General features: G+C 58.2%; 22 protein-coding genes, 2 pseudogenes and 1 riboswitch. Of the genes and pseudogenes, 13 read left to right on the top strand and 11 right to left on the bottom strand.

Annotation, left to right across the window (positions count from 1 at the left end; genetic code table 11):
* The 3 genes from VI25_RS14215 to VI25_RS14225 all read left to right on the top strand — a co-directional run.
* On the top strand, positions 1 to 507 hold a 507-nt coding region (locus tag VI25_RS14215), incomplete at its 5' end, for a sigma-54-dependent Fis family transcriptional regulator (protein ID WP_161806949.1).
* A gap of 102 nt (positions 508 to 609) precedes the next feature.
* Positions 610 to 1,341 (top strand): HAMP domain-containing protein, encoded by a 732-nt coding sequence (locus VI25_RS14220; protein ID WP_045690389.1) that lies wholly within the window; start codon positions 610 to 612, stop codon positions 1,339 to 1,341.
* A complete protein-coding gene (locus tag VI25_RS14225; protein WP_045690388.1) occupies positions 1,275 to 2,387 on the top strand; it encodes a sensor histidine kinase in 1,113 nt (370 codons plus the stop codon). The genes VI25_RS14220 and VI25_RS14225 overlap by 67 nt, the downstream gene beginning before the upstream one ends.
* 424 nt (positions 2,388 to 2,811) lie before the next feature.
* Here the strand turns inward: VI25_RS14225 and VI25_RS14230 are convergent, their stop codons facing one another.
* From VI25_RS14230 to sdaAB, 8 genes are all read right to left on the bottom strand, one after another.
* The gene (locus tag VI25_RS14230; RefSeq protein ID WP_045690387.1) at positions 2,812 to 3,240 is read right to left on the bottom strand and encodes an EamA family transporter; all 429 of its coding nucleotides are present in this window, start codon (positions 3,238 to 3,240) and stop codon (positions 2,812 to 2,814) included.
* Positions 3,241 to 3,246: 6 nt separating this feature from the next.
* Positions 3,247 to 3,648: a DUF4259 domain-containing protein gene (locus VI25_RS14235; protein ID WP_045690386.1), complete on the bottom strand. Its 402-nt coding sequence runs from the start codon at positions 3,646 to 3,648 to the stop codon at positions 3,247 to 3,249.
* Positions 3,649 to 3,974: 326 nt separating this feature from the next.
* On the bottom strand, positions 3,975 to 4,964 hold the full coding sequence (locus VI25_RS14240) for an NAD(P)H-dependent glycerol-3-phosphate dehydrogenase (RefSeq protein ID WP_082455553.1): 990 nt from the start codon (positions 4,962 to 4,964) through the stop codon (positions 3,975 to 3,977).
* 213 nt (positions 4,965 to 5,177) lie between these two features.
* The gene (locus tag VI25_RS28555; protein WP_316934337.1) at positions 5,178 to 5,480 is read right to left on the bottom strand and encodes a hypothetical protein; all 303 of its coding nucleotides are present in this window, start codon (positions 5,478 to 5,480) and stop codon (positions 5,178 to 5,180) included.
* A complete protein-coding gene (locus VI25_RS14245) occupies positions 5,471 to 6,589 on the bottom strand; it encodes an HlyD family secretion protein (protein WP_316934338.1) in 1,119 nt (372 codons plus the stop codon). Before VI25_RS14245 ends, VI25_RS28555 begins: the two co-directional genes overlap by 10 nt.
* 118 nt (positions 6,590 to 6,707) lie before the next feature.
* Entirely contained in the window at positions 6,708 to 7,139 is a 432-nt protein-coding gene (locus VI25_RS14250; protein WP_173664795.1) for a TolC family protein, read from the bottom strand.
* Positions 7,112 to 8,215: a TolC family protein gene (locus VI25_RS28920; protein WP_161806950.1), complete on the bottom strand. Its 1,104-nt coding sequence runs from the start codon at positions 8,213 to 8,215 to the stop codon at positions 7,112 to 7,114. Before VI25_RS28920 ends, VI25_RS14250 begins: the two co-directional genes overlap by 28 nt.
* Positions 8,216 to 8,382: 167 nt before the next feature.
* Entirely contained in the window at positions 8,383 to 9,063 is a 681-nt protein-coding gene (gene sdaAB, locus VI25_RS14260; RefSeq protein WP_045689708.1) for an L-serine ammonia-lyase, iron-sulfur-dependent subunit beta, read from the bottom strand.
* A gap of 257 nt (positions 9,064 to 9,320) precedes the next feature.
* On the opposite strand from sdaAB, the gene VI25_RS14265 reads away from it, so the two are divergent.
* A complete protein-coding gene (locus tag VI25_RS14265; RefSeq protein WP_045689707.1) occupies positions 9,321 to 10,298 on the top strand; it encodes a tryptophan 2,3-dioxygenase family protein in 978 nt (325 codons plus the stop codon).
* A 133-nt stretch (positions 10,299 to 10,431) separates the two neighbouring features.
* Here the strand turns inward: VI25_RS14265 and VI25_RS14270 are convergent, their stop codons facing one another.
* Positions 10,432 to 10,974: a 2'-5' RNA ligase family protein gene (locus VI25_RS14270; RefSeq protein ID WP_045689706.1), complete on the bottom strand. Its 543-nt coding sequence runs from the start codon at positions 10,972 to 10,974 to the stop codon at positions 10,432 to 10,434.
* 52 nt (positions 10,975 to 11,026) lie between these two features.
* Positions 11,027 to 11,161 (bottom strand): hypothetical protein, encoded by a 135-nt coding sequence (locus VI25_RS27845; protein ID WP_262489959.1) that lies wholly within the window; start codon positions 11,159 to 11,161, stop codon positions 11,027 to 11,029.
* Between the two features lie 79 nt (positions 11,162 to 11,240).
* Here VI25_RS27845 and VI25_RS24140 point away from each other — a divergent pair, with 79 nt between their 5' ends.
* The 3 genes from VI25_RS24140 to VI25_RS25215 are packed head-to-tail and all read left to right on the top strand — an operon-like array spanning position 11,241 to position 12,675.
* Positions 11,241 to 11,996 carry a hypothetical protein gene (locus VI25_RS24140; RefSeq protein WP_052695425.1) on the top strand — a complete coding sequence of 252 codons (756 nt, stop codon included), beginning with the start codon at positions 11,241 to 11,243 and terminating at the stop codon, positions 11,994 to 11,996.
* On the top strand, positions 11,945 to 12,418 hold the full coding sequence (locus VI25_RS24145) for a hypothetical protein (protein WP_152981632.1): 474 nt from the start codon (positions 11,945 to 11,947) through the stop codon (positions 12,416 to 12,418). Before VI25_RS24140 ends, VI25_RS24145 begins: the two co-directional genes overlap by 52 nt.
* Before the next feature lie 29 nt (positions 12,419 to 12,447).
* Entirely contained in the window at positions 12,448 to 12,675 is a 228-nt protein-coding gene (locus VI25_RS25215; protein WP_052695423.1) for an amidohydrolase family protein, read from the top strand.
* A gap of 111 nt (positions 12,676 to 12,786) precedes the next feature.
* Here VI25_RS25215 and VI25_RS14290 read toward each other — a convergent pair whose 3' ends face one another.
* Positions 12,787 to 13,326, bottom strand: coding sequence for a DUF2911 domain-containing protein (locus VI25_RS14290; protein ID WP_045689705.1), 540 nt, complete (start codon positions 13,324 to 13,326; stop codon positions 12,787 to 12,789).
* Between the two features lie 312 nt (positions 13,327 to 13,638).
* Positions 13,639 to 13,834, top strand: a riboswitch (cobalamin riboswitch).
* Positions 13,835 to 14,020: 186 nt separating this feature from the next.
* Between VI25_RS14290 and VI25_RS14295 the strand changes: the two genes are divergently transcribed.
* The 6 genes and pseudogenes from VI25_RS14295 (at position 14,021) to VI25_RS14325 (ending at position 18,728) form a co-directional block, all read left to right on the top strand.
* Complete coding sequence (locus VI25_RS14295) at positions 14,021 to 14,434, top strand: acyl-CoA thioesterase (RefSeq protein WP_201783306.1); 414 nt, start codon at positions 14,021 to 14,023, stop codon at positions 14,432 to 14,434.
* Between the two features lie 120 nt (positions 14,435 to 14,554).
* Positions 14,555 to 14,857 carry a hypothetical protein gene (locus VI25_RS14300; protein ID WP_143436949.1) on the top strand — a complete coding sequence of 101 codons (303 nt, stop codon included), beginning with the start codon at positions 14,555 to 14,557 and terminating at the stop codon, positions 14,855 to 14,857.
* 139 nt (positions 14,858 to 14,996) lie between these two features.
* Positions 14,997 to 16,573 (top strand): annotated as a pseudogene (locus VI25_RS14305) (NAD(P)/FAD-dependent oxidoreductase).
* A 78-nt stretch (positions 16,574 to 16,651) separates the two neighbouring features.
* Positions 16,652 to 17,040: pseudogene (locus VI25_RS23465) on the top strand (CoA-binding protein).
* Positions 17,041 to 17,332: 292 nt separating this feature from the next.
* Positions 17,333 to 17,914 carry an RNA polymerase sigma factor gene (locus tag VI25_RS14320; RefSeq protein WP_045689701.1) on the top strand — a complete coding sequence of 194 codons (582 nt, stop codon included), beginning with the start codon at positions 17,333 to 17,335 and terminating at the stop codon, positions 17,912 to 17,914.
* A complete protein-coding gene (locus tag VI25_RS14325) occupies positions 17,895 to 18,728 on the top strand; it encodes a hypothetical protein (protein ID WP_045689700.1) in 834 nt (277 codons plus the stop codon). The genes VI25_RS14320 and VI25_RS14325 overlap by 20 nt, the downstream gene beginning before the upstream one ends.
* The last annotated feature ends 111 nt before the right edge of the window (positions 18,729 to 18,839 follow it).

Here is an 18,839-nt window from a genome sequence, read left to right on the forward strand (position 1 = left end):
GCCACCAACCGCAACCTCAAGCTCGAAGCTGCCTCCCACCACTTCCGCCCCGACCTCTACTATCGCCTTTCCGTCTTCACCATCAACGTGCCCAGCCTGCAAGATCGCGCCACCGATGTACCCGCCCTGGCCGAGTACTTCCTACAGCATTTCGCGGCTCAATTGCGCAAGCGCCTGCCTGGTCTAGAGCCTGAATGTGTGGAGCTGCTGCAGCGCTACGAGTGGCCCGGCAACGTGCGCGAGCTAAAGAACGTGCTGGAACGCGCCGCCATCCTCGCTCCTGCCGACCAGCCCCTATCCGCTGGCTACCTCCCCGACGAGTTCCACGCCCTGCCCTCCCCACTCAGCCCCGACGCTGACCCTGCCGACCAAAGCCTGCGCGCCGTGGAAGCTCGCCACATCCGCCAAGTGCTCTACCAGGTGCAAGGCAACAAAACCGAAGCCGCCCGCCGCCTCGCCATTGGCATCACAACCCTTTACCGCAAAGTGCAAGAGTACGGGTTGTAGAGGGTTGGGCAGGCAGAAGCATACCTCCTTCCGTCGCCGGAATCCTTCGAACACGCAAAATCCTCCGGTTGGCAGTTATCCGCCTAGCTGTACTGATTCCTCATGTCGCTTAAACTCAAAATCCGCCTTGGCATTGCCCTGCTGCTGACCCTGTTGCTGGGCTTGGGTGGATATACAATTCTTACTATTCAGCGGCTGAGCGTTGGGGCGCAGCATGCCCAACAAGCCAACTTCCGCTCCCTTGAGTATGGGGAGCAGATGCTTTCGGCGCTGGAGCAGCTACGGGAACAACCTACGCTGGGCCCGCCCCTCGCGCAGCTTCGGCATGCTCTCACACGCGAAGCAGCCAACATTACCGAAGCAGGTGAGCTGGAGCTAGTTGATACCCTGACCCAACACGTGGCCGACTACCAGCGCCTTGTGGACGACCGGGCCCCCAGCACCCAGCAACTCGCTACCCTGCACCTGTTGCAAGCTGAAACGCACCGGATGATGCAGCTAAACGCCAAGACGTTTAACCACCAAACCCGCGCCGCAGCTACAACGGCAACCCAAGCTCGGGGCATGGTGGGGCTGCTGCTGCTGCTGAGCGTGGCCGTGGGGTTGGCCCTAGTGGTGCGCCTGCCCCGAATAGTGCTGCGGCCATTACGTCGCCTGCGCGCCGACGTGGAGGACGTGGCCAGCCCCGGCCCCACTACTACTGTGTTTATTGCCAAGAATGATGAAGTGGGCGCCGTTGCCCTAGCGCTGAACCGTGCCTTCGGTACATGCAGGACCAACGGAGCGTCACGCGGGCAGCCTTGGCAACTGAACGCAGCCGCCTGGAAAGCCTGATTGAACACTTAGATGAAGGCCTGTTGCTACTCGACCCCGAGCGGTGCGTACTACTGGCAAATCCCGTAGCTCGGGAACTGCTGGGTCGCACCGCCGCCGACTTAGTGGGCCAACGCGCCGAGGACCTGAGTCGGGAATCGTCGTTACTGCGCGACTTGTTTCAGCCTCTGTTAGCCCAACACTCGGTTCGAGCGGAGGAAACACTACCGCCCGTGCTGCTCACCATCACGCGGCCCGATGGGGAGGTTGCTTACTACCAGCTAACCGTGAACCACATTGTGTCGCGCAACCGCGAAACTGCTCGCACCGAATTTGTGGGGCACATCCTATCATTGCGCAACGTGTCGGATTTCAAGAAGCTGGATGAAGTAAAGTCGAATTTCCTGGCTACGGTCTCACACGAGCTAAAAACGCCCTTGGCCAGCATCAACCTCAGCCTCATGCTCTTGCAGGACGAGCGCACCGACCCGGAGGAGCGCCTGCGCATCGCCGACGGTATCCGCGACGAAACCCAGCGTCTGCTGGGCATGGTAGGCCAGTTGCTAGCAGTATCGCGCCTCGACGCCGGGGCCGGCATTCAGCTTGACTTGCAGCCTATTACCCTATCCGCAGTAGTTGAGTACGCCACCGATACGGTGCAGCCCCAGCTTGATGACAAGGAACTGCAACTGCGGGTGGAGCTGCCCGCTGGACTCTCTACCGCCCGCGCCGACGTAGAAAAGACTACCTGGGTACTAATCAATCTGCTGGCAAATGCCATCCGCTACTCGCCCCGCGGGGCAGTGCTTACAGTGCGGGCGGTGCAATACCCTGAGCAGCTGGAAATCAGCGTGCAGGATTGCGGGCCCGGTATCCCAGCCGAATACCACGAACGAATCTTTCAGCGCTTTGCGCAAATACCCAACGCCAGCGGACACAAGGGCGGGTCGGGGCTGGGGCTGAGTATTTCCCGGGAGTTCATCACGGCGCAAGGTGGCCGTTTGTGGGTTGAAAGCACGCCAGGCGAAGGCAGTCAATTTCGGTTTACGCTACCACGCGCAAGCTAATTGCGGTAAGAACGAAGCCGAGCGCCAAGTGAAAAGCAGACGAGAGCGGTATGAGACGGCAAGGCCGCCTAGACATACGCATAAGGCGATGTCACAAATTCATTGAATTAGGCATATTTCTGCCCCCTTAGCGCCTTGGTTTTCAGTTCAAGCCGTATTGTAAGGCTAACTAGCACGAGCCTTTTCCGCCCATGCCCGTGTCACAAATACTGCTGGTACGGCCTTGGTTGGGGTGCTGCAGGAGCGCACTTTTGTGTATCACTACGGCTCCCCAGTTTTACCTGGGGAACTAGCCATCCGCCCCCTTTCCACAACCAAGCCCGAAAGCCGAAGAAGCGTGTAATACGCCCTTCGGCTTTTGCGTGGAAAATTACCACATAGCAGCACGTAGATGCAGGGCCCGTCAGTTAGCTCACCGCATAGCCTAATGACCCCGAGCTAGGAGGGCAATTCCCACCACAATACATACCAAACCAAGCGCCTGCGGCAACGACAGCGTTTCGCGTAGCACGGCCAGCCCAAGCAAGGCTGTAAGCAGCACCGAGCCTCCCACGATTACGGGAGTACCAACCGAGGAAGGCACGCCACGGCTGAACACAATGAAGGTGAGAATCTCGGCAAGCCCTACACCGAGCCCAGCGGCCACGGCCAAGCTCACGCCTTTCGTGCTTAGGTCAAGTGGCTGGCCTTTGAGGCGCAACCACACCAGCCACATACTCCCGAGTGCCGCGGCCACTAGCTGCAAGATGACTGCCCCAGCCGCCGGGGCAATGTGTTCGGCCGCCAGCTTGATAAAGAAATTATAGCTAGCTAGGCACAGCGCCGTGAGCAAGGCCAGGAAAAGCCAATGCATATTGGGTTAGTCTTCCTTGAGGCGATGCACCAGGTCTTTCTGCAGCTCCTGCCAGTTGTTGCTGTCTTCGCTACCCGCCCACAACTCCTGCAACTCCGAGTGTTTGGCAATGGCTTTCACCGCTTTGCGGCTCATCTTGCGCAAGTCGGTGCTGGCCGCAGGGTTCAACTGCCGAATCACTAGAATCAGGTCGGCGGGGAAGTCTTGCGCCGGGTGGCCCTGAATAGCCGCCACAATTTCGGCGGCAGCTAGTGCTTCACTGGCCGCTGTGGCATCAATATCTTGGTCGCCATTGGCGGCTCGTTGCAGGGCATCGGCTAGACTGGCTTCATCAGGATTGTCGCGGAAAGCACCAGCAAAGTCTGCGGCCGTATCGTTGTCAAAATTGTAATATCCCCAAGTACTCATGTGCAAAAGGTTTAGATGTACGTCGTAATTCCGATCGGCACGCATAGCTCGTGCAGTCCTTTCTTACGCGCATGGCGGTCTACAATGAATAAATGTATTCTTAATCTGCATAAGTGCTACTGGTTGCATGGCTAGCTGTTTCGGCACGTGGTCCTACACAGTGTTCGTTTCAACAAGGCCTTGGTTGCAATGCTTATTCCCGAAACCTGCTCATAATCAGCACGCGACCACTAACCACTTGCTCAACAGTAGACCGATACAAGCTAGCTGGTTGCTGCTATCAAGCTGGAAGAAGAAACTAGATAGCCTGCGGGAGCCGGCCGTGTTTACCGGAATTTCTCCTTGAGCAGCTCAATCTCAATGGCCGGCGAAATTTTCTCGTACAGTATATGGTAGGCAGCCGAGGTGATGGGCATGGGCACTTGCAGCTTCTTGTTCAGCTCGTAAATGCTCTTGACGGCATAGTATCCCTCGGCCACCATGTTCATTTCCATCTGCGCCGATTTTACGGAGTAGCCCCGCCCTACCATGTTGCCAAAGGTGCGGTTGCGGGAAAACTGCGAATATGCCGTTACCAGCAAGTCGCCGAGGTAGGCGGAGGCCGATAAGTCGCGGGGTTGGGGGTTGAGCGCATGCACAAAGCGGCGCATCTCTTGTACGGCATTGCTTACCAGTACCGCCTGAAAGTTGTCGCCGTAGCCCAGGCCGTGCGCAATGCCTCCGGTGAGAGCAATGATATTTTTCATCACGGCGCAGTACTCTATTCCGTCCAAGTCAGGTGCCGGGTTGGCTTTCACGTAGCGGTTGCGCAGCATGCGGCAGAAGTCTTCGGCTAGCTCCGAATCGGGCGAGCCGATGGTAAGGTAGCTCTGCTTTTCCAGGGCTACCTCTTCTGCGTGGCAGGGGCCGGCAATGACGCCTAGGCGCGCGTGCGGCAGCCGAAACCGCTCGGCGACGTAATCTGTCACCAGCACATTTTTTCCCGGAATCATGCCCTTGATGGCCGATACTACCCGCTTGTTCTTTAGCTCGTCGCGGTCCAGCTTTTCCAGGGTGCTTTGCACAAAGGCGGCGGGCACGGCCAGCACCAGCCAGTCGGCGTCGCGCACAGCTTCCTCCAGGTCAGTGGTGGGACGCACGCGGTCCAAATCCAAGGCCACCGACGAGAGGTAGCGCGGGTTGTGGCGGGTGCGCACTAGGTGCTGCACGTCATCCTTACTGCGCATCCACCAGTGCACGCGGGCGCCGTTTTCAGAAAGTATTTTGGTGAGAGCAGTGGCCCAAGAGCCGCCGCCAAGCATGGCTATTTTTTCCAAGCAGGTAGAGGTAATAACACAGAAAATGACGCTGGCCAGTAAGGCAGCACCCCCCTTTTTTGGCCGAACCGGGGCAGTTTAGGCAAAAAAAACGAGAGGCCGACCCTTTCCGTAAAGGGCGGCCTCTCGTCTGGCACGGGAGTGCCTGATTCTCATGCTTTCCAACTCCAGGCATGGTGAGCAACTACTTGCTTTCACTTTTGCCTACCTTGGTTAGTTGTCGGCGTCAGCTTCCTCTTTCAGCACTGCTTTATTGAGAGACTTGGCATCTTTGATAACAACAGTGGCACCATCCTTAAGCGTTTTGGCTACGGCCCGGTACGGACCGCTCACTACCTCGTCGCCGGCCTGAATACCGCTCACGATTTCGATATTCTGCAAGTCACTAATACCTGTTTTTACGGGCGTCATTAGCGCCTTACCGTTCCGAATCAGGAACACTACCGACTGAATATCTGGCTTGGGGCCGTGCGCGTAGGCAGTGGAGCCGCCAGCGGCTCCACTGCCTACGCGCACGGCCGGAGCGCCCGGCGGGTTGCTACCGTCAGCAGCTCGGTGCTATCGGAGCGGGTAGCTACGGAAAGCAGCGGCACGCTCAGCACGTTGGCTTTGCGGTCGGTGATGACATCCACGGAGGCCGTCATGCCGGGACGAAACGGAATAATAGTGCGCCCTTGCACAGTGCGCTGCAAGTGGCGGTAAGACTCCGGCAGCAAGCGAATTTTCACTTCAAATTCTGTTACCGACTCGGCCGTGAGGGCGTCTTTAGCGGTGTTGGCAATGCTGGTAACCACGCCCCGGAATTTCTGATCCTGGCTGGTATAGCTGTCCACTTCCACATCGGCTGAGTCGCCCAGGTCGACGTTGATGATGTCATTTTCGTTTACGCTCACCAGCACCTCCATATTGTTGAGGTTGGCAATTCGCATGATTTCCGTGCCCGCCATTTGCGAAGTACCTACTACCCGCTCTCCCTTTTTCACGTTGAGCTTACTCACTGTGCCGCTCACGGGCGAGTAAATGGTGGTCTTGTTAAGGTTTTTGCGGGCTTCTTCCAGGCCAGCTTGGGCACTCCGTACGCTGCTTTGCGCCGCCCGAATGCTCTGCCGGGCTGAGTTGATTTCCTCCTGGGAGGCTTCGTACGCGGCCTTGCTAGCCTCGTAGTCTGATTGGGAAATCACCTTCTGCTTGTAAAGCGAGGCATTACGGCGGTAGGTGAGTTCCGTCTGACGCGCGTTGGCAATCAACTGTTGCAGCCGGGCCTGGGTCTGAGCCACGTTGGCCTGCTGGGTGCCCACTACTGCGCTTTGCTGGCTTACTACGGCCTGGTAGTTATCGGGACGAATACGCAGCAACAGTTGGCCTTTCTTTACGGAGTCGCCCTCCTGCACGTACAGCTCAGTAATTTCACCGGAAACGTCCGGCGAAATCTTTACCTCTGTTTCGGGCTGCACTTTCCCAGAGGCGCTAACTTTCTTGACGATGGTATGCGGAGCAGCCTTGGCCGCCAGCACTTCCGTGCCCGCTGGCTGGCCAATCCAGCCTTGCTTCTTCCCGATAACTACCCCCACCAGTACTAGCACTACTACGGCTACCAGAATGTATAATCCGCGGTTGTTTTTCATGTTTGCTTCTTAGGTTCTTGGAGTCTTGGTTTTCGGCTCTTAGAGGTCGGCCTTGGAGGTTCAGAAGGGTAGTGACGTTTTACTCTGCTGCCTGCACACTGCCTAACGCCCCCTCACGCTACAGCGCAAGTGGGCGGCCCTGATAAAAGTCGAGCACCTTGCGGCGGAATATAAACTCGTATTTGGCCTGAATCATCGTCGACTCGGCGGCCGTGAGGTTGTTTTTGGCAATGTTGAACTCCGTGCCGTTCAGCAACCCATTGTTAAAACGGATTTCGGCGTTGCGGTAGGCCGTTGTCAGCGCTTCCACTTGGCGACGGGCCGAGAAGTAGCGGCGCTGGGCCGCAATAGCGTCGGCATAGGCCTGCTGAATGCTCTGGCGCACCGTGAGGCGGGCCTGCTCGGCGCGCAGCTCCTGCTGCTGAATGGAAATCTGGGCCCGTTGCACGCTCGTGCGCGTTTGCAAGCCGTTGAGGATGGGTACCTGCAGGGAGAATTGCAGGCTTTTACCCAAGTTGTCCTTCAGTTGGTTGGAGAACCTGGATGGCAACAGCTCTGGAATGGCCTGCTTGGGTTGCAGGGCATAGAAGGGCGACGGCACATCCTGCCGCTCAGGTTCTGAAAGATAGGTACCCGAACCACGTCGGTGGAGTCGCCGTTGAACACCCGCGCCAGCCGCGACGATGAGAAACCCGTGAAAATGCCGGCTCCAAAGGCCAAACGCGGGTAGTAGCCGCCGCGAGCAATATCGAGGCTGTGCTGGGCGGAGCGTACGCGCAGGTCTGCCGCCTTAATTTCAGGTAGTAGGCTTTGCGCGGTTTGGTAGGTACCATCGGGGTCCGCTTCCAACAACGGTTCATCATCGGGGTCGGCCAGCTCCGGCACCTCAATCTGGAAGCCCGTAGGCGACGGCAGGTTGAGCAGTTGCGTGAGCGAGAGGCGGGCCAAGTCGCGCTGGTTTTGGGCCGTGATGACGTTCAGCTCGTCGGAAGCCTGCTGGGCCTGAATATCGAGCAGGTTACTTTCCGGGATGGAGCCGGCCCGCAAGAGCTTTTGCGTACGCTCCACCTGCTGGCGCGTGCTGTTCACCCGAACTTCGTTGGTACGCACGAGTTCCTCAGCCAACACCAGTTGCAAAAACGCCGAGGCGACGTTCAGGGACAAGTCGTTGCGGGCCTTTTCTGTATCCAGCAGGCTCGCCTCCGAGTCGAGGGCATTGCGCTTAACGGTGTTGCGGAGCTGAAAGCCCGAGAACAGGGTGATCTGGGAGTTGGCCGAGAAGTTATTCGAGCGAATGGTCTGGCTAACAAAGTCGTTGGTCAGAGGGTCGAGGCTGGTACCGTAGTTCCAGGCTTGGGTGCCCGATAAGTTGGCCGAGGGTAAGAGGGCCGCCCGGCTCTGGCGCAGCGTAGCGTTCTGCAACTCCGAGGTAAGCTGCTGCTGGCGCACAGTAAGGTTGTTTTGCAGGGCGTAGTCGATGGAGCGCTGCAATGACCACGGCCCGGCGGGGGTGGCGGCGGAGAGGGAGCCAGCCGGGGGCTGGGCGGGCGGTGTAGTTTGGGCCACGGCAGGCGCCGCCAACAGACCCGTCGAGAGGCCCATCATCAACCAGTAACAACGCTTCATATGAAATATAGGGCTTACGTTCATGCAGAATGCTACCCCACGAGCGGAGCAGCGCAACAGCCCGGGCGGTGGCCTAAGGCCACCAAAGGTATTAGCCGCAGCGGCTCCCGTGCCATGCTATTCAACTAAGTAGGCAGAATCAGCCTCTAACCGGGCTAGTTACACCCTTAATCAATGGTAGGAATATACGTGACGCGGTGCACCCACCGCAACTGCCGTAGGTATTCCAGGGTGATATCGCGCAGGCCCGAGTCGGTTTCTATAAACTGCCGAGCCGCGTCGTGCTTGCCCTTGCGCGACACAAACATGGTGGCAATGTTGCACTCGTCGTGGGCAATAACGGAGGCAATAAAGGCAATGGAACCCGGCACATCGTCGGCATCAATGATGAGCGTGTGCAAGGAAGCGGAGAAGTCGGCGGGGAAGCCATCTACCTCCACAATGCGGATAACGCCGCCGCCCCGGCTTTGTCCTACTACTTCCACCATGTGCCCCGAGCGCTCATCACGCAGTTGCAGGCGAATAGTATTGGGGTGCATGGTAGAGGCATTGCCCACGCTCTGGAAGGTGTACTGCAAGCCGGCCTCCTTGGCATGGTCAAAGGCTTCGCGAATGCGCACGTCGTCGGTAGCCATACCTAGCAGGCCGGCCACAATGGCGCGGTCGGAGCCGTGGCCCTCGTAGGTGCGGGCAAAGGAGTTGTAGAAAGTAATTGTAGCATGAGTGGGCAGGGAGCCCAGAATTCGGATGCCCGCTTGCGCAATGCGCACTACCCCCGCCGTGTGTGAGGAGCTAGGCCCAATCATTACGGGCCCAATCATATCAAAAATGCTGCTTTTCTCCGCCATATAGGGGGTAAAGGTAGCAGTTTAGGTGATGCCAGCGAAGCCCCGCCCGTGCCCTAGCGGCACAACTTCCTAAACTAGTTTGAGAGGGGCCAGAAAGGCCGGGGGCGTTACGCAACGCAAGGTTCTGTTTTCTATGCTAGGCGGGGCTTCAACTACCCGCCGCCTAGCCTGCTTACTTTCCTAATCCGCAGTTTTTCGTTCTTTGCAAGTGCATCCACCCAGGTGTTTTTCATTTCTCTCCCGCTCCCTCCTACTCCATGACTACTCCCGAAGAGGAATTTTCACCCGCCGTCTGGCAGCAGCTCCGCCGCCTGCAGGCCAAGTACGCCGCCGACGGCCAAGACCTAGCCGCCTACCTGGAAGGGCTGTACTACGCCGACTACGTCAATTACTGGGACTATATTCAGCTGGATACGCTGCTGAGCTTGCAGCGCCCTCTCACTCAGATTCCCGACGAGCGGATCTTCATTATGTACCACCAGATTACGGAGCTGTACTTTAAGCTCTGTCTCTGTGAGTACGAGCAGCTCGGCGACCTAGCGGCGCCTACCCTGCAAGAAGTAGTGCTGCGCGTGGGCCGCGTGAACCGCTACTTCGAGAACCTGATCGACTCATTCGATGTGATGGTGGATGGGATGGACAAGCAGCAGTTTCTGCAGTTTCGGATGAGTTTGATGCCAGCCTCCGGCTTTCAGAGTGTGCAGTACCGCATGATTGAGCTGGCCAGCACTAGCCTCACCAATCTGGTGCCCGAAGAGCAGCGCCGCCTGCTGGGCGAGGCCGCAGCCCACGACGAGTTGCTGGGCTGCATCTACTGGAAATCGGGGGCTACTGTGGAAGACACCGGCGCCAAAGCCCTGACGCTGCTACAGTTCGAGGAGAAATACACCAGCACCCTAGTAGAACACGCCCGCCAGTACCTCGACCGTAACCTGTGGGCCGTGGTGCAGCGCCTTCCCGCCGAGGACCAGCAGCACCCCCGCCTGCTGCGGCAGCTAAAGCAGCTCGACGTGAACGTGAACGTAAACTGGCCTCTGATGCACTACAAATCGGCGGTACGCTATTTGGAGCGCCACCCCGATGCCATTGCGGCTACTGGAGGCACCAACTGGCGCAAGTACCTACCACCCAAGTTTCAACGGCGCATTTTCTACCCTCAGCTCTGGACCGCCCAAGAGCTGGAAGACTGGGGCAAAGGCTGGGTGGAAAGCGTGCTGGGTGAGGAATTTGCGTAAGGCACTCCTTAGCTCTTAAATACGTATAAAAGCCAGGAACCTGGACCACCTGCCCAAGGCAGTCCAGGTTCCTGGCTTTTGTACTAGCTGCCTACTCATCAGAATGCGGGGCAAGTATGGGAACGAAGGCATACTATGCCCCGCCAAGCCGGAAGGTAGCCCGAGGCTGCCACTGCTGGCCGTTGTGGCGGAACAGGGTAAAATTGTTTACGGGAAAAGTAGCGGCGTACGTTTGCCCGGCAAATAGCTGGCGCAGTTCGGGCACTTGCGCGGAGGGTAGGTCGCGGGTGGCTAGGGTGAGGTGGGGTGTAAAAGGACGGTTTTCGCGGGGCACTTCGGGTAGGTGCTGCGCACACCACGCCGTAAGTCGGGCATGAAAGGCTTGCACGGCCCGTGGCTCGCTCACATGCACGAATAGAGTGCGGTTCCCAAACCAGGCAAAATTGCGTAGGCCAACTTCAAAGGGCTCCTGCGAGGCAGCAAAATCCGTTAGGGTGGCGGTGCAGGCTTCTTCAAAGGCATCGGGGTGGCGCATGGGAGGTAGCAGCGTGATGTGCGGCGGTAGCCGGATGGCATTGCGGCTGCCTGTGAGCGTGTGCACCTGCTGTTTCAAGGCCCAGGTTTCGGAGAATACTGGCTCCGGGGGTAGCAGAGCCACCAAATACAGTGCTTGCATAGGTCTATCAACGTATAGAATGTGTGGTTGCCCAGCCGTAATGATGACTGCCTCACAGCAGGACCGTCACCTCTCCCGGGTTGGAGTTGGGGTTGCGCTTGGCTACGTCCAGATACCGACATAACTGAAAGGCATTACGAGAGAAGGGCTTCTTACTACGTACGATTTCTACTTCTTTGCTGACCACAGAGCACAAAATGGTCAGTGCCACCGTGCCTTCTCGGCCACCGCATTATCTTCCGGCTTCGCTAGTCTCCTCACTACTTATGACCTTCTCTACGTATCGTCATGCTTTCATTGCGGCCAGTTGCTGGCTGATCGGCGCCCACGTTGCGGCGGCCCAGCAGTTCACGCCCCAGGTACAGCCATATATCAGCGTCAACAGCCCCACGGTCGCCCTCACTAATGCCAAAGTAATCGATGGCACGGGGCGCCCTGCCCAACCGCATCAAACGGTAATATTGCAGCAGGGCCGCATTGTGCAAGTAGGGCCTACTAAAAAGGTGAAGGTGCCGGCTGGGGCTCGGGTCATTAACTGCAGCGGCAAAACCCTGATTCCGGGCCTGGTGATGCTGCACGAGCACCTCTATTATACCATGCCCGCGGGCGGCTTCTTCAACATTGCCCAGATGCCGTATTCTTTCCCGCGGCTCTACTTGGCTGGGGGTGCCACCACCATCCGCACCGCAGGCAGCATTGAGCCCCAAACCGACTTGGCCATCCAGCGCCTGATTGGGGAAGGCAAGCTCATCGGACCCGAAATGGACGTGACGGCGCCCTATATGGAAGAGCCCGGAATGGATATTCCGGCCCTCAACACCATTAAGGGGCCGGAGGAAGCCACGGCAGCAGCCACCTTCTGGGCCAACAAAGGCTGCACGTCCTTTAAAATGTATATGCACGCCACCCGCGCCGACTTAGCTGCCGTGGTAGGGGTAGCGCACCCGCGCCACCTGAAAGTCACGGGCACTTGTGTTCCATTACCTACCGGGAGGCAGCCGACCTGGGCATCGACAACTTAGAGCACGGCTTCATGGCTAGCGCCGACTTTGTGCCTAACAAAGCGCCTGACGTGGCCGACTACCCCGCCGCCCGCCAGGCGCTACTGCAACTGCCAGTGAACAGCCCGGAGATGAAAAGTTTAATTTCTTATCTTGTGGGCAAGCGCGTAGCGCTGACCTCCACCCTGCCGGTATTTGAGCCCTACACGGGCCGGGAGGTAGTACTCGGCGGAGGACTGTCGGCCCTGATTCCGCAGTTGCAAGAGCGCGAAACGGCCACTTGGCAGCAGAATCAGCAGAAGGATTCCGCCAGCATACGCCTGTTTAAAAAGGAAATGGCCTGGGAAAAGCAGTTCTACGATGCTGGAGGCCTGCTTGTGGCGGGCACCGACCTACCGGAGCCGGGCGCACCATTGCGGGCTACTCCAACCGCCGCCAGATAGAGCTACTGGTAGAAGCTGGTTTCACGCCTGTGCAAGCCATCAAAATCTGCACCCTGAACGGGGCTACCTACCTGGGCCGAGAGAAGGAAATAGGCACCATTGAAGTGGGCAAACAGGCCGATGTCGTGCTCATCAATGGTGACCCTGAGCAGGACATTCAGCAGGTACGCCGCATGGAAACCGTCTTTAAAAAGGGCGTGGGCTTCGACTCGGCCAAGCTCTTTGAATCCATGCAGGGCAAGGTGGGTCTGAACTAAGAAACTACTCAGCTACCGGGCTTCCACGGAAACGGCCGCCGCTCCTGCTTCCAGAGCAAGAACGGCGGCCGCTTCGGTTACTGTGCCCAGCTAGTAGACGAAAGATTACTGCTACTTGGTCACCTTAAAGCTAGCCTGTGCGTTTTCCCAGGCCATCGTCACAGTACCCGCTTTGTCAGAGGTAATGGTAAACTGCTCCACGGGGGTGCTGGTTTTGGTGGGTTTCACCGTCACGCGCAGGGCATCCTGGGCCTGGTCGTACTTGAACGAGCCCCACTGCGCGGCCGTTTTGTTGAAGACGATAGTCCACTCCTGCTCAGTAGGAATGGTGAACAAGGCGTATTTTCCAGCGGGCAAGGCTTGGCCGTTGATTTTTACAGCTTGCTTCACCTCAAAGGTGGTTGCCTCGTTGGCGCCCGTGCGCCATACCTTTCCGTAGGGCACCAAGCCACCAAATACGGTGCGGCCTTTGGCCGAGGGGCGGCTATACTCAATGGTGAAGGCTGTAGCGCCGGTGCCACCCGTTACGGTAGCGGGTGGGCTGGGGCGCTTCGACTTATCCTCGGGCATCTTGGTTTGAGCCTGGGCGTTGCCAGCAAAGAAAACGAGGGCCAACAGCCACAGTAGGAAATGGGAAGTGCGCGTACGCATAGTGTTGATGGGGTTAGAGAGTGAGACAGAACGAAAAGCGCTTAGCCCGAACAATGTTTTCACGAGCAACAGAAAGACACCGTTTCGCGCAAAAGCTGCGCGTAGCCACCTACCTGACGACACTAGTATAAGTAGCCACGTACACCTTAGCTTGGCAGCCCGCAAGACTTGACTCCAGACAGAAGCCGGAAGATTACGAAAATGCCCAAGCAAAAGGAGCCGGTAATGGAAAAGCGTATGCCAGGGAAACGAACTTGCTAGCGCCCGGTTGAGGAGTTCTGCTACCTTTGCCCCATCGTTCTTTGTCTGTTTCCAGTCAGACGAGCGGCAGGTTTCCGATGGTGGGTCGGAATGAAAAGGGAACCGGGTGCAATTCCCGGACAGACGCGCTACTGTAAGTAACCATTTGCCAGTGCTGCCCCTTGATAGGCCATTGCCCCGCTGCGGGGTGAGAAGGCCGGGCAGCATGTTACAAGTCAGGAGACCTGCCTGCCGCTCTTTATGATGAGGCTCCTTCGCGAAATAAGGTCCTTGTTGGGTGCTGCTGTGGGCGTAGTATGGCCGGGCGGCCCGAGCGGAAGCGCTGGGGAGCGGCGGCAGTGCGCGGCAGTGGGTCCCGGCAAAAGCCAGCGCGCGGAACACTCAGGAAGCGGGCAGTAGCCCGGTGCTTGTTTCACTTCCTTTCCTTTTTCCTATGTCATTGCCGCTCGAAGAAAGAATTGCCCGCGCCGAAACGCGCATTTTTAAAGCCGTTTTCCCGAACACCACCAACCACTACGATACCTTGTTCGGCGGCACTACCCTGCACATGATGGACGAGGTAGCCTTTATCACAGCTACCCGCTTCAGCCGCCTCAAAATGGTGACGGTATCATCCGACAAGGTAGACTTCACCCATCCTATTCCGGGCGGCACGCTGGTAGAGCTAATTGGAAACGTGGCTCGCGTAGGCAACACCAGCCTGCAAGTGCGGGTGGATTTGTTTGTGGAGCAGATGTACTCCGAAGACCGCATTAAAGCGGTATCGGGTCTGTTCACGTTCGTCGCCATTGATGAACAGAAGCGTCCGGTTTCCGTGCTGGGCCACCAAGAAGTGCCCGTAGGGTAATTTCTGCAATAAGGCTATCAGGGGGCCGAACCTTTCGGGGCTGGTTGGCTGTTAACTAGCGATTCTCGCACCTGAACATCTCCTCTCAGCAAAAAAATGGAGCATCCCTATACCCCTGAAATGAACGCCCGTTTGGAACAATCCTTTAAAGAAGCGGATCAGGCTCGTGAAGAGCTAACCGAGTCTATGGCCAACTCCGTTGCGGCGAACTGCGACCTGCTCCATCACGGCTTAGTTAGTGCCAAAGGCTTGGAAGCTACCACCGAAATGTACCGCAACCTGCTGGGCACTTTGCTGCGGCATTCTTCCGGTGAGGTGCGCTCCCAAGTGCTGATGGCTTTCAACCAATCTATGGAGAAGTTCTGGCCCCGCAAAAACGGCACTGGCACTAGCTCCGGCCCGGCTTCTGCTGACCACCAGTAGCCGCCCCAACTACCGCTCGACTCCTCCAACGCTGGCAACCTCCCCGGCCGGAGGAGTCGTTTTTGCTGCCGGGCTTTCGTAGTTTTGCAGTTGCTTTTCCCTCTAGGTTCAAAGGCTAGCTCCCTTTCACCCGTTTTTTATGTCTGTAAAACAAGAAATCGAAGTGCTGCTTCCGCCCGAAGTAGCCTACGATGAATTAGCGCGCTATAGCGCCCTGCTTGCCGCCGCTGGCCTGCGCCCCGGCGAAGCCGATTTTGTGCACCTGCGCAAGCGCAGTATTGATGCCCGCGGCCGTGCCCCCCAGGTACGCCTGCGCGCCGACATCTATCAGACGCCCCCACCCCGCGACTTATTTGGCCCTTGGTTTCAGTACCCTAGCGTTGAGCGGGCTACCCACTCCGTTCTAATTGTGGGTGCCGGGCCGGCGGGGCTGTTTGCTGCATTGCGCGCTATTGAGTTGGGCATCAAACCTATTGTATTAGAGCGCGGTAAAGATGTTCGTACCCGCCGCCGCGACCTGGCCGCCCTCAACAAGGAGCACCTCGTCAACCCCGATTCCAACTACTGCTTTGGTGAAGGCGGCGCGGGTACCTACTCCGATGGCAAACTGTACACCCGCTCCACCAAGCGTGGCGATGTGCAGCGCATTCTGCGCCTGCTGGTGCAGCACGGCGCTACCCCCGATATTCTGGTGGATGCCCACCCCCACATCGGCACCAACAAGCTACCCTACGTGGTGCAGGCCCTGCGCGACAGTGTGCGGGCCGCCGGCGGCGAGGTCCACTTTGACACGCGGGTTGATGACCTGATTCTGGAGAATAACCACCTGCGCGGTGTGGTAACGGCTACGGGTGCAGCGCTGGAAGCCGATGCCGTTATTCTAGCTACTGGCCACTCTGCCCGCGACATTTATGAACTGCTGCACCGGCGGGGCGTGCTCATTGAGGCCAAGCCCTTTGCTTTGGGCGTACGGGTAGAACACCCACAGGAGCTAATTGACCAGGCCCAGTACCGCCGCCGCGACCGAGGGCCGCTTCCGGCGGCTTCCTACGCCCTAGTGCACCAAACCCAGTGGCAGAACCGGCAGCGGGGGGTTTTCTCGTTTTGCATGTGCCCAGGCGGCTTTATAGTACCAGCAGCTACTGCCCCCGGCGAGGTGGTAGTGAACGGTATGAGCCCCAGCCGCCGCGATTCGCGCTTTGCCAACTCTGGCATCGTTACGGCCATTGAGCTGGAAGACATGGACCTGCGGCGGCATGGCGCCCTAGCTGGCCTGCGCCTTCAGCAGGAAATTGAGCAACGTGCCTGCCAGTTGGCTGGCAACACGCAGCTGGCGCCCGCCCAGCGCCTCGGTGACTTCCTAAAAGCTAAAATTTCGCCGGAACTGCTGGAAACCAGCTACCAGCCAGGGCTCGTTTCGGTACCCATGGACAAAGTACTTGGCGCGGGCCTTGCCGAGCGCCTCCGTCAGGGCTTCCGCAACTTTGGGCAGAAGATTCCGGGCTACGCGACTAATGCCGCCCAAATTGTGGGGGTAGAAAGCCGCACGTCCTCGCCCGTCCGCATTCCTCGCGACCGGGAAACACTGCAGCACCCGGAGGTACGCGGGCTTTTCCCTTGTGGCGAAGGAGCAGCTACGCCGGAGGCATTGTATCGGCAGCCATGGATGGAGAACGGTGCGCCGAGGCTGCTTTTGCAGCCATTGGGGCCAAATAATCGTTATAAGAACGAAAAGCTCTGGCGGTGCCAGCCGTGGATGTGGCCTACTGCTACCTCCCAGCGGTTATTTAAAGCATGTGCCTGAGCGTCAAACACCTCTTTCCCATGAAAAAAACACTCGTTCTCGGGGCCAGTGATAACCCGTCTCGCTATTCTTTCCGCGCAGTTCATCAGCTCAAAAACCACGGCCATGAAGTAGTGCCCGTGGGTATCCGAAAAGGACAAGTAGCGGGGCTACCTATTCATACTGATCGGCCGCAGTCAGAAGACATTGACACGGTAACACTGTACGTAGGCCCACAAAACCAGCCGGCTGGTACGATTACATTCTGGACCTCAATCCTAAACGTATCATCTTCAACCCCGGCACCGAAAACCCTGAACTGGAGCACCTGGCTCAGGAGCGCGGCATTCGCACGGAAGAAGCCTGCACGCTGGTTATGCTGAGCGTAGGCCAGTACTAACTCAGCAGCTTCGGCAAAAAACACTATACTATAGCCCAGGGGGTAGGCAGTCGTGGTGCACGATTTGCCTGCCCCCTGGTTTTTTACACGGGTGCAAATGGCAGTGCTTAGCAGCGTTACCTTTCAGCTATTACTACGCGGTGCTACATAATTTAGTAGCTCATTTACAAATCTTTACCTCAAGACAGCAAATTAGTCGGCCTATTTTCTTACTGCCAGGCAACCGTCCGTATCTACCTTCCATCTAGCCTATCAAACGCCCTTCTATAGCCCGAACCTTACTTTCTTTTTCGTGACTGACGCCGACCTCATAGCCGCCTGCCGCCAAGGCAGCAGCCGCGCCCAAAAGCTGCTCTATGAGCGGTTCGCCGGGCTCATGCTGGGCGTATGCCTGCGCTACCTGCGCCGGCGCGAAGACGCGGAAGAAGCCCTCATCATGGGCTTTACCAAAGTGTTCCGGGCCTTAGACCAGTACCGGCACGAGGGTTCTTTCGAAGGCTGGATTCGGCGCATTGTAGTGAATGAAGCCCTTGGCATGCTTCGCCGCAAAGAGCCCCTCCACCTAGCCATCGACGATATGACGCACGACGTGCCAGCCACGGCAGCCGAAGCAGAAAGCCAGCTTAACGCGGCCGATATGCTAGCCGTACTGGCAGAGCTACCAGCGGGCTATCGTACGGTGTTCAACTTGTACGCCCTGGAAGGCTACACCCACCCAGAAATCGGTGAGCTGCTCGGTATTTCGGAAGGAACCAGCAAATCGCAGCTCAGCAAGGCCCGGGCCATGCTCCAGCGCCGCCTCCTGGTGGCCGAAGCTCAGGCCCAGCCTTCCACCTCCTCACCCAAAGAATTGTATGCAACCGGAAGATATTGATAAGCTGTTTCGCGAGCGGCTAGCGGACCATGCGCCCACCCCGCCCGCCTTCGTCTGGGCCGAAATTGAGGCCGAGATTCAACCCCGCCGTCGGCGCCCAGTGCTTTGGCTAGCGGCCGCCGCCGTGGCCCTGCTTGCGCTCCTGGGTGCCGCCTGGTGGGTGATGCTGCCCCCCACGGGCCTCGCTACGCAAGGGACTATAGCAACTATTACGCCCCAAAAATCAGCAAAAAAAGCTATTTCTGAGGCAACCCTCCCCACCACTTCACCATCTAGCCCAGTAGAAACCCCGGCCACGCAGCCGGCTGCCGTGGTGGCCACCACGGACGGTTTTCCAGCCCAGTCCGCGGGTGTACAACCGGACCAAGCCTTGGAAACCAGCCGCCTTGCCGTGGCTAGCCGCCCTACCCGGGCAGCCCACCCTACTCCCGCCTCACCTTTTGAAACTACTTCACCTCCGGCCGAAAAGGCATCGGGCTCCGCTCTGGCTCTGGCAGCAACTACCGCAACGCCCGAGCCCCAAGTGGTCCTGGCCGCTAACTCCGAGCCTACTCCTATCAGACCTGTGCAAGCCCTAGCGGCCGCGTCTACTTCTCCCCCAATGGGCCCTATTGAAGTGGAAGTACGCCCCGCCACTGTGGCTACCACTAGCCAGGAAGACCGCCGGCCCCGCTTAGGGTCTTTGCTGCAGCAGGCCCGCAACGTGGTACGCGGCGACAAGCTGAGCCTGACTGAGGCTGGCTTGCCGGAGATGGTAACCGTGCAAGCCGGTAGGGCATCGCACGCTTACCAAAGTAATCCAACTGTAACGTAGCCTTTCTCTCCCTTTTACTACCATGAAACGCTCATCTGCCTTTCTCGCTCTGCTGCTGGGGCTCCTGCTGCCCGGCTATCCCACGCTTCCGCGCGGCCCACTTTCCGTACC

The organism is Hymenobacter sp. AT01-02, assembly GCF_000961955.2.
Classification (GTDB): domain Bacteria; phylum Bacteroidota; class Bacteroidia; order Cytophagales; family Hymenobacteraceae; genus Hymenobacter; species Hymenobacter mucosus.

Coding starts and splice junctions, on each gene's coding strand:
- VI25_RS14230 (WP_045690387.1), bottom strand. CDS start 3,240: ATGCATTGGCTTTTCCTGGCCTTGCTCACGGCGCTGTGCCTAGCTAGC.
- VI25_RS28920 (WP_161806950.1), bottom strand. CDS start 8,215: ATGAAGCGTTGTTACTGGTTGATGATGGGCCTCTCGACGGGTCTGTTG.
- VI25_RS14325 (WP_045689700.1), top strand. CDS start 17,895: ATGCAACCGGAAGATATTGATAAGCTGTTTCGCGAGCGGCTAGCGGAC.
- VI25_RS14245 (WP_316934338.1), bottom strand. CDS start 6,589: ATGAAAAACAACCGCGGATTATACATTCTGGTAGCCGTAGTAGTGCTA.
- VI25_RS14220 (WP_045690389.1), top strand. CDS start 610: ATGTCGCTTAAACTCAAAATCCGCCTTGGCATTGCCCTGCTGCTGACC.
- sdaAB (WP_045689708.1), bottom strand. CDS start 9,063: ATGGCGGAGAAAAGCAGCATTTTTGATATGATTGGGCCCGTAATGATT.
- VI25_RS14270 (WP_045689706.1), bottom strand. CDS start 10,974: ATGCAAGCACTGTATTTGGTGGCTCTGCTACCCCCGGAGCCAGTATTC.
- VI25_RS14265 (WP_045689707.1), top strand. CDS start 9,321: ATGACTACTCCCGAAGAGGAATTTTCACCCGCCGTCTGGCAGCAGCTC.
- VI25_RS14300 (WP_143436949.1), top strand. CDS start 14,555: ATGAACGCCCGTTTGGAACAATCCTTTAAAGAAGCGGATCAGGCTCGT.
- VI25_RS14235 (WP_045690386.1), bottom strand. CDS start 3,648: ATGAGTACTTGGGGATATTACAATTTTGACAACGATACGGCCGCAGAC.
- VI25_RS14225 (WP_045690388.1), top strand. CDS start 1,275: ATGCAGGACCAACGGAGCGTCACGCGGGCAGCCTTGGCAACTGAACGC.
- VI25_RS24140 (WP_052695425.1), top strand. CDS start 11,241: ATGACCTTCTCTACGTATCGTCATGCTTTCATTGCGGCCAGTTGCTGG.
- VI25_RS14295 (WP_201783306.1), top strand. CDS start 14,021: ATGTCATTGCCGCTCGAAGAAAGAATTGCCCGCGCCGAAACGCGCATT.
- VI25_RS14290 (WP_045689705.1), bottom strand. CDS start 13,326: ATGCGTACGCGCACTTCCCATTTCCTACTGTGGCTGTTGGCCCTCGTT.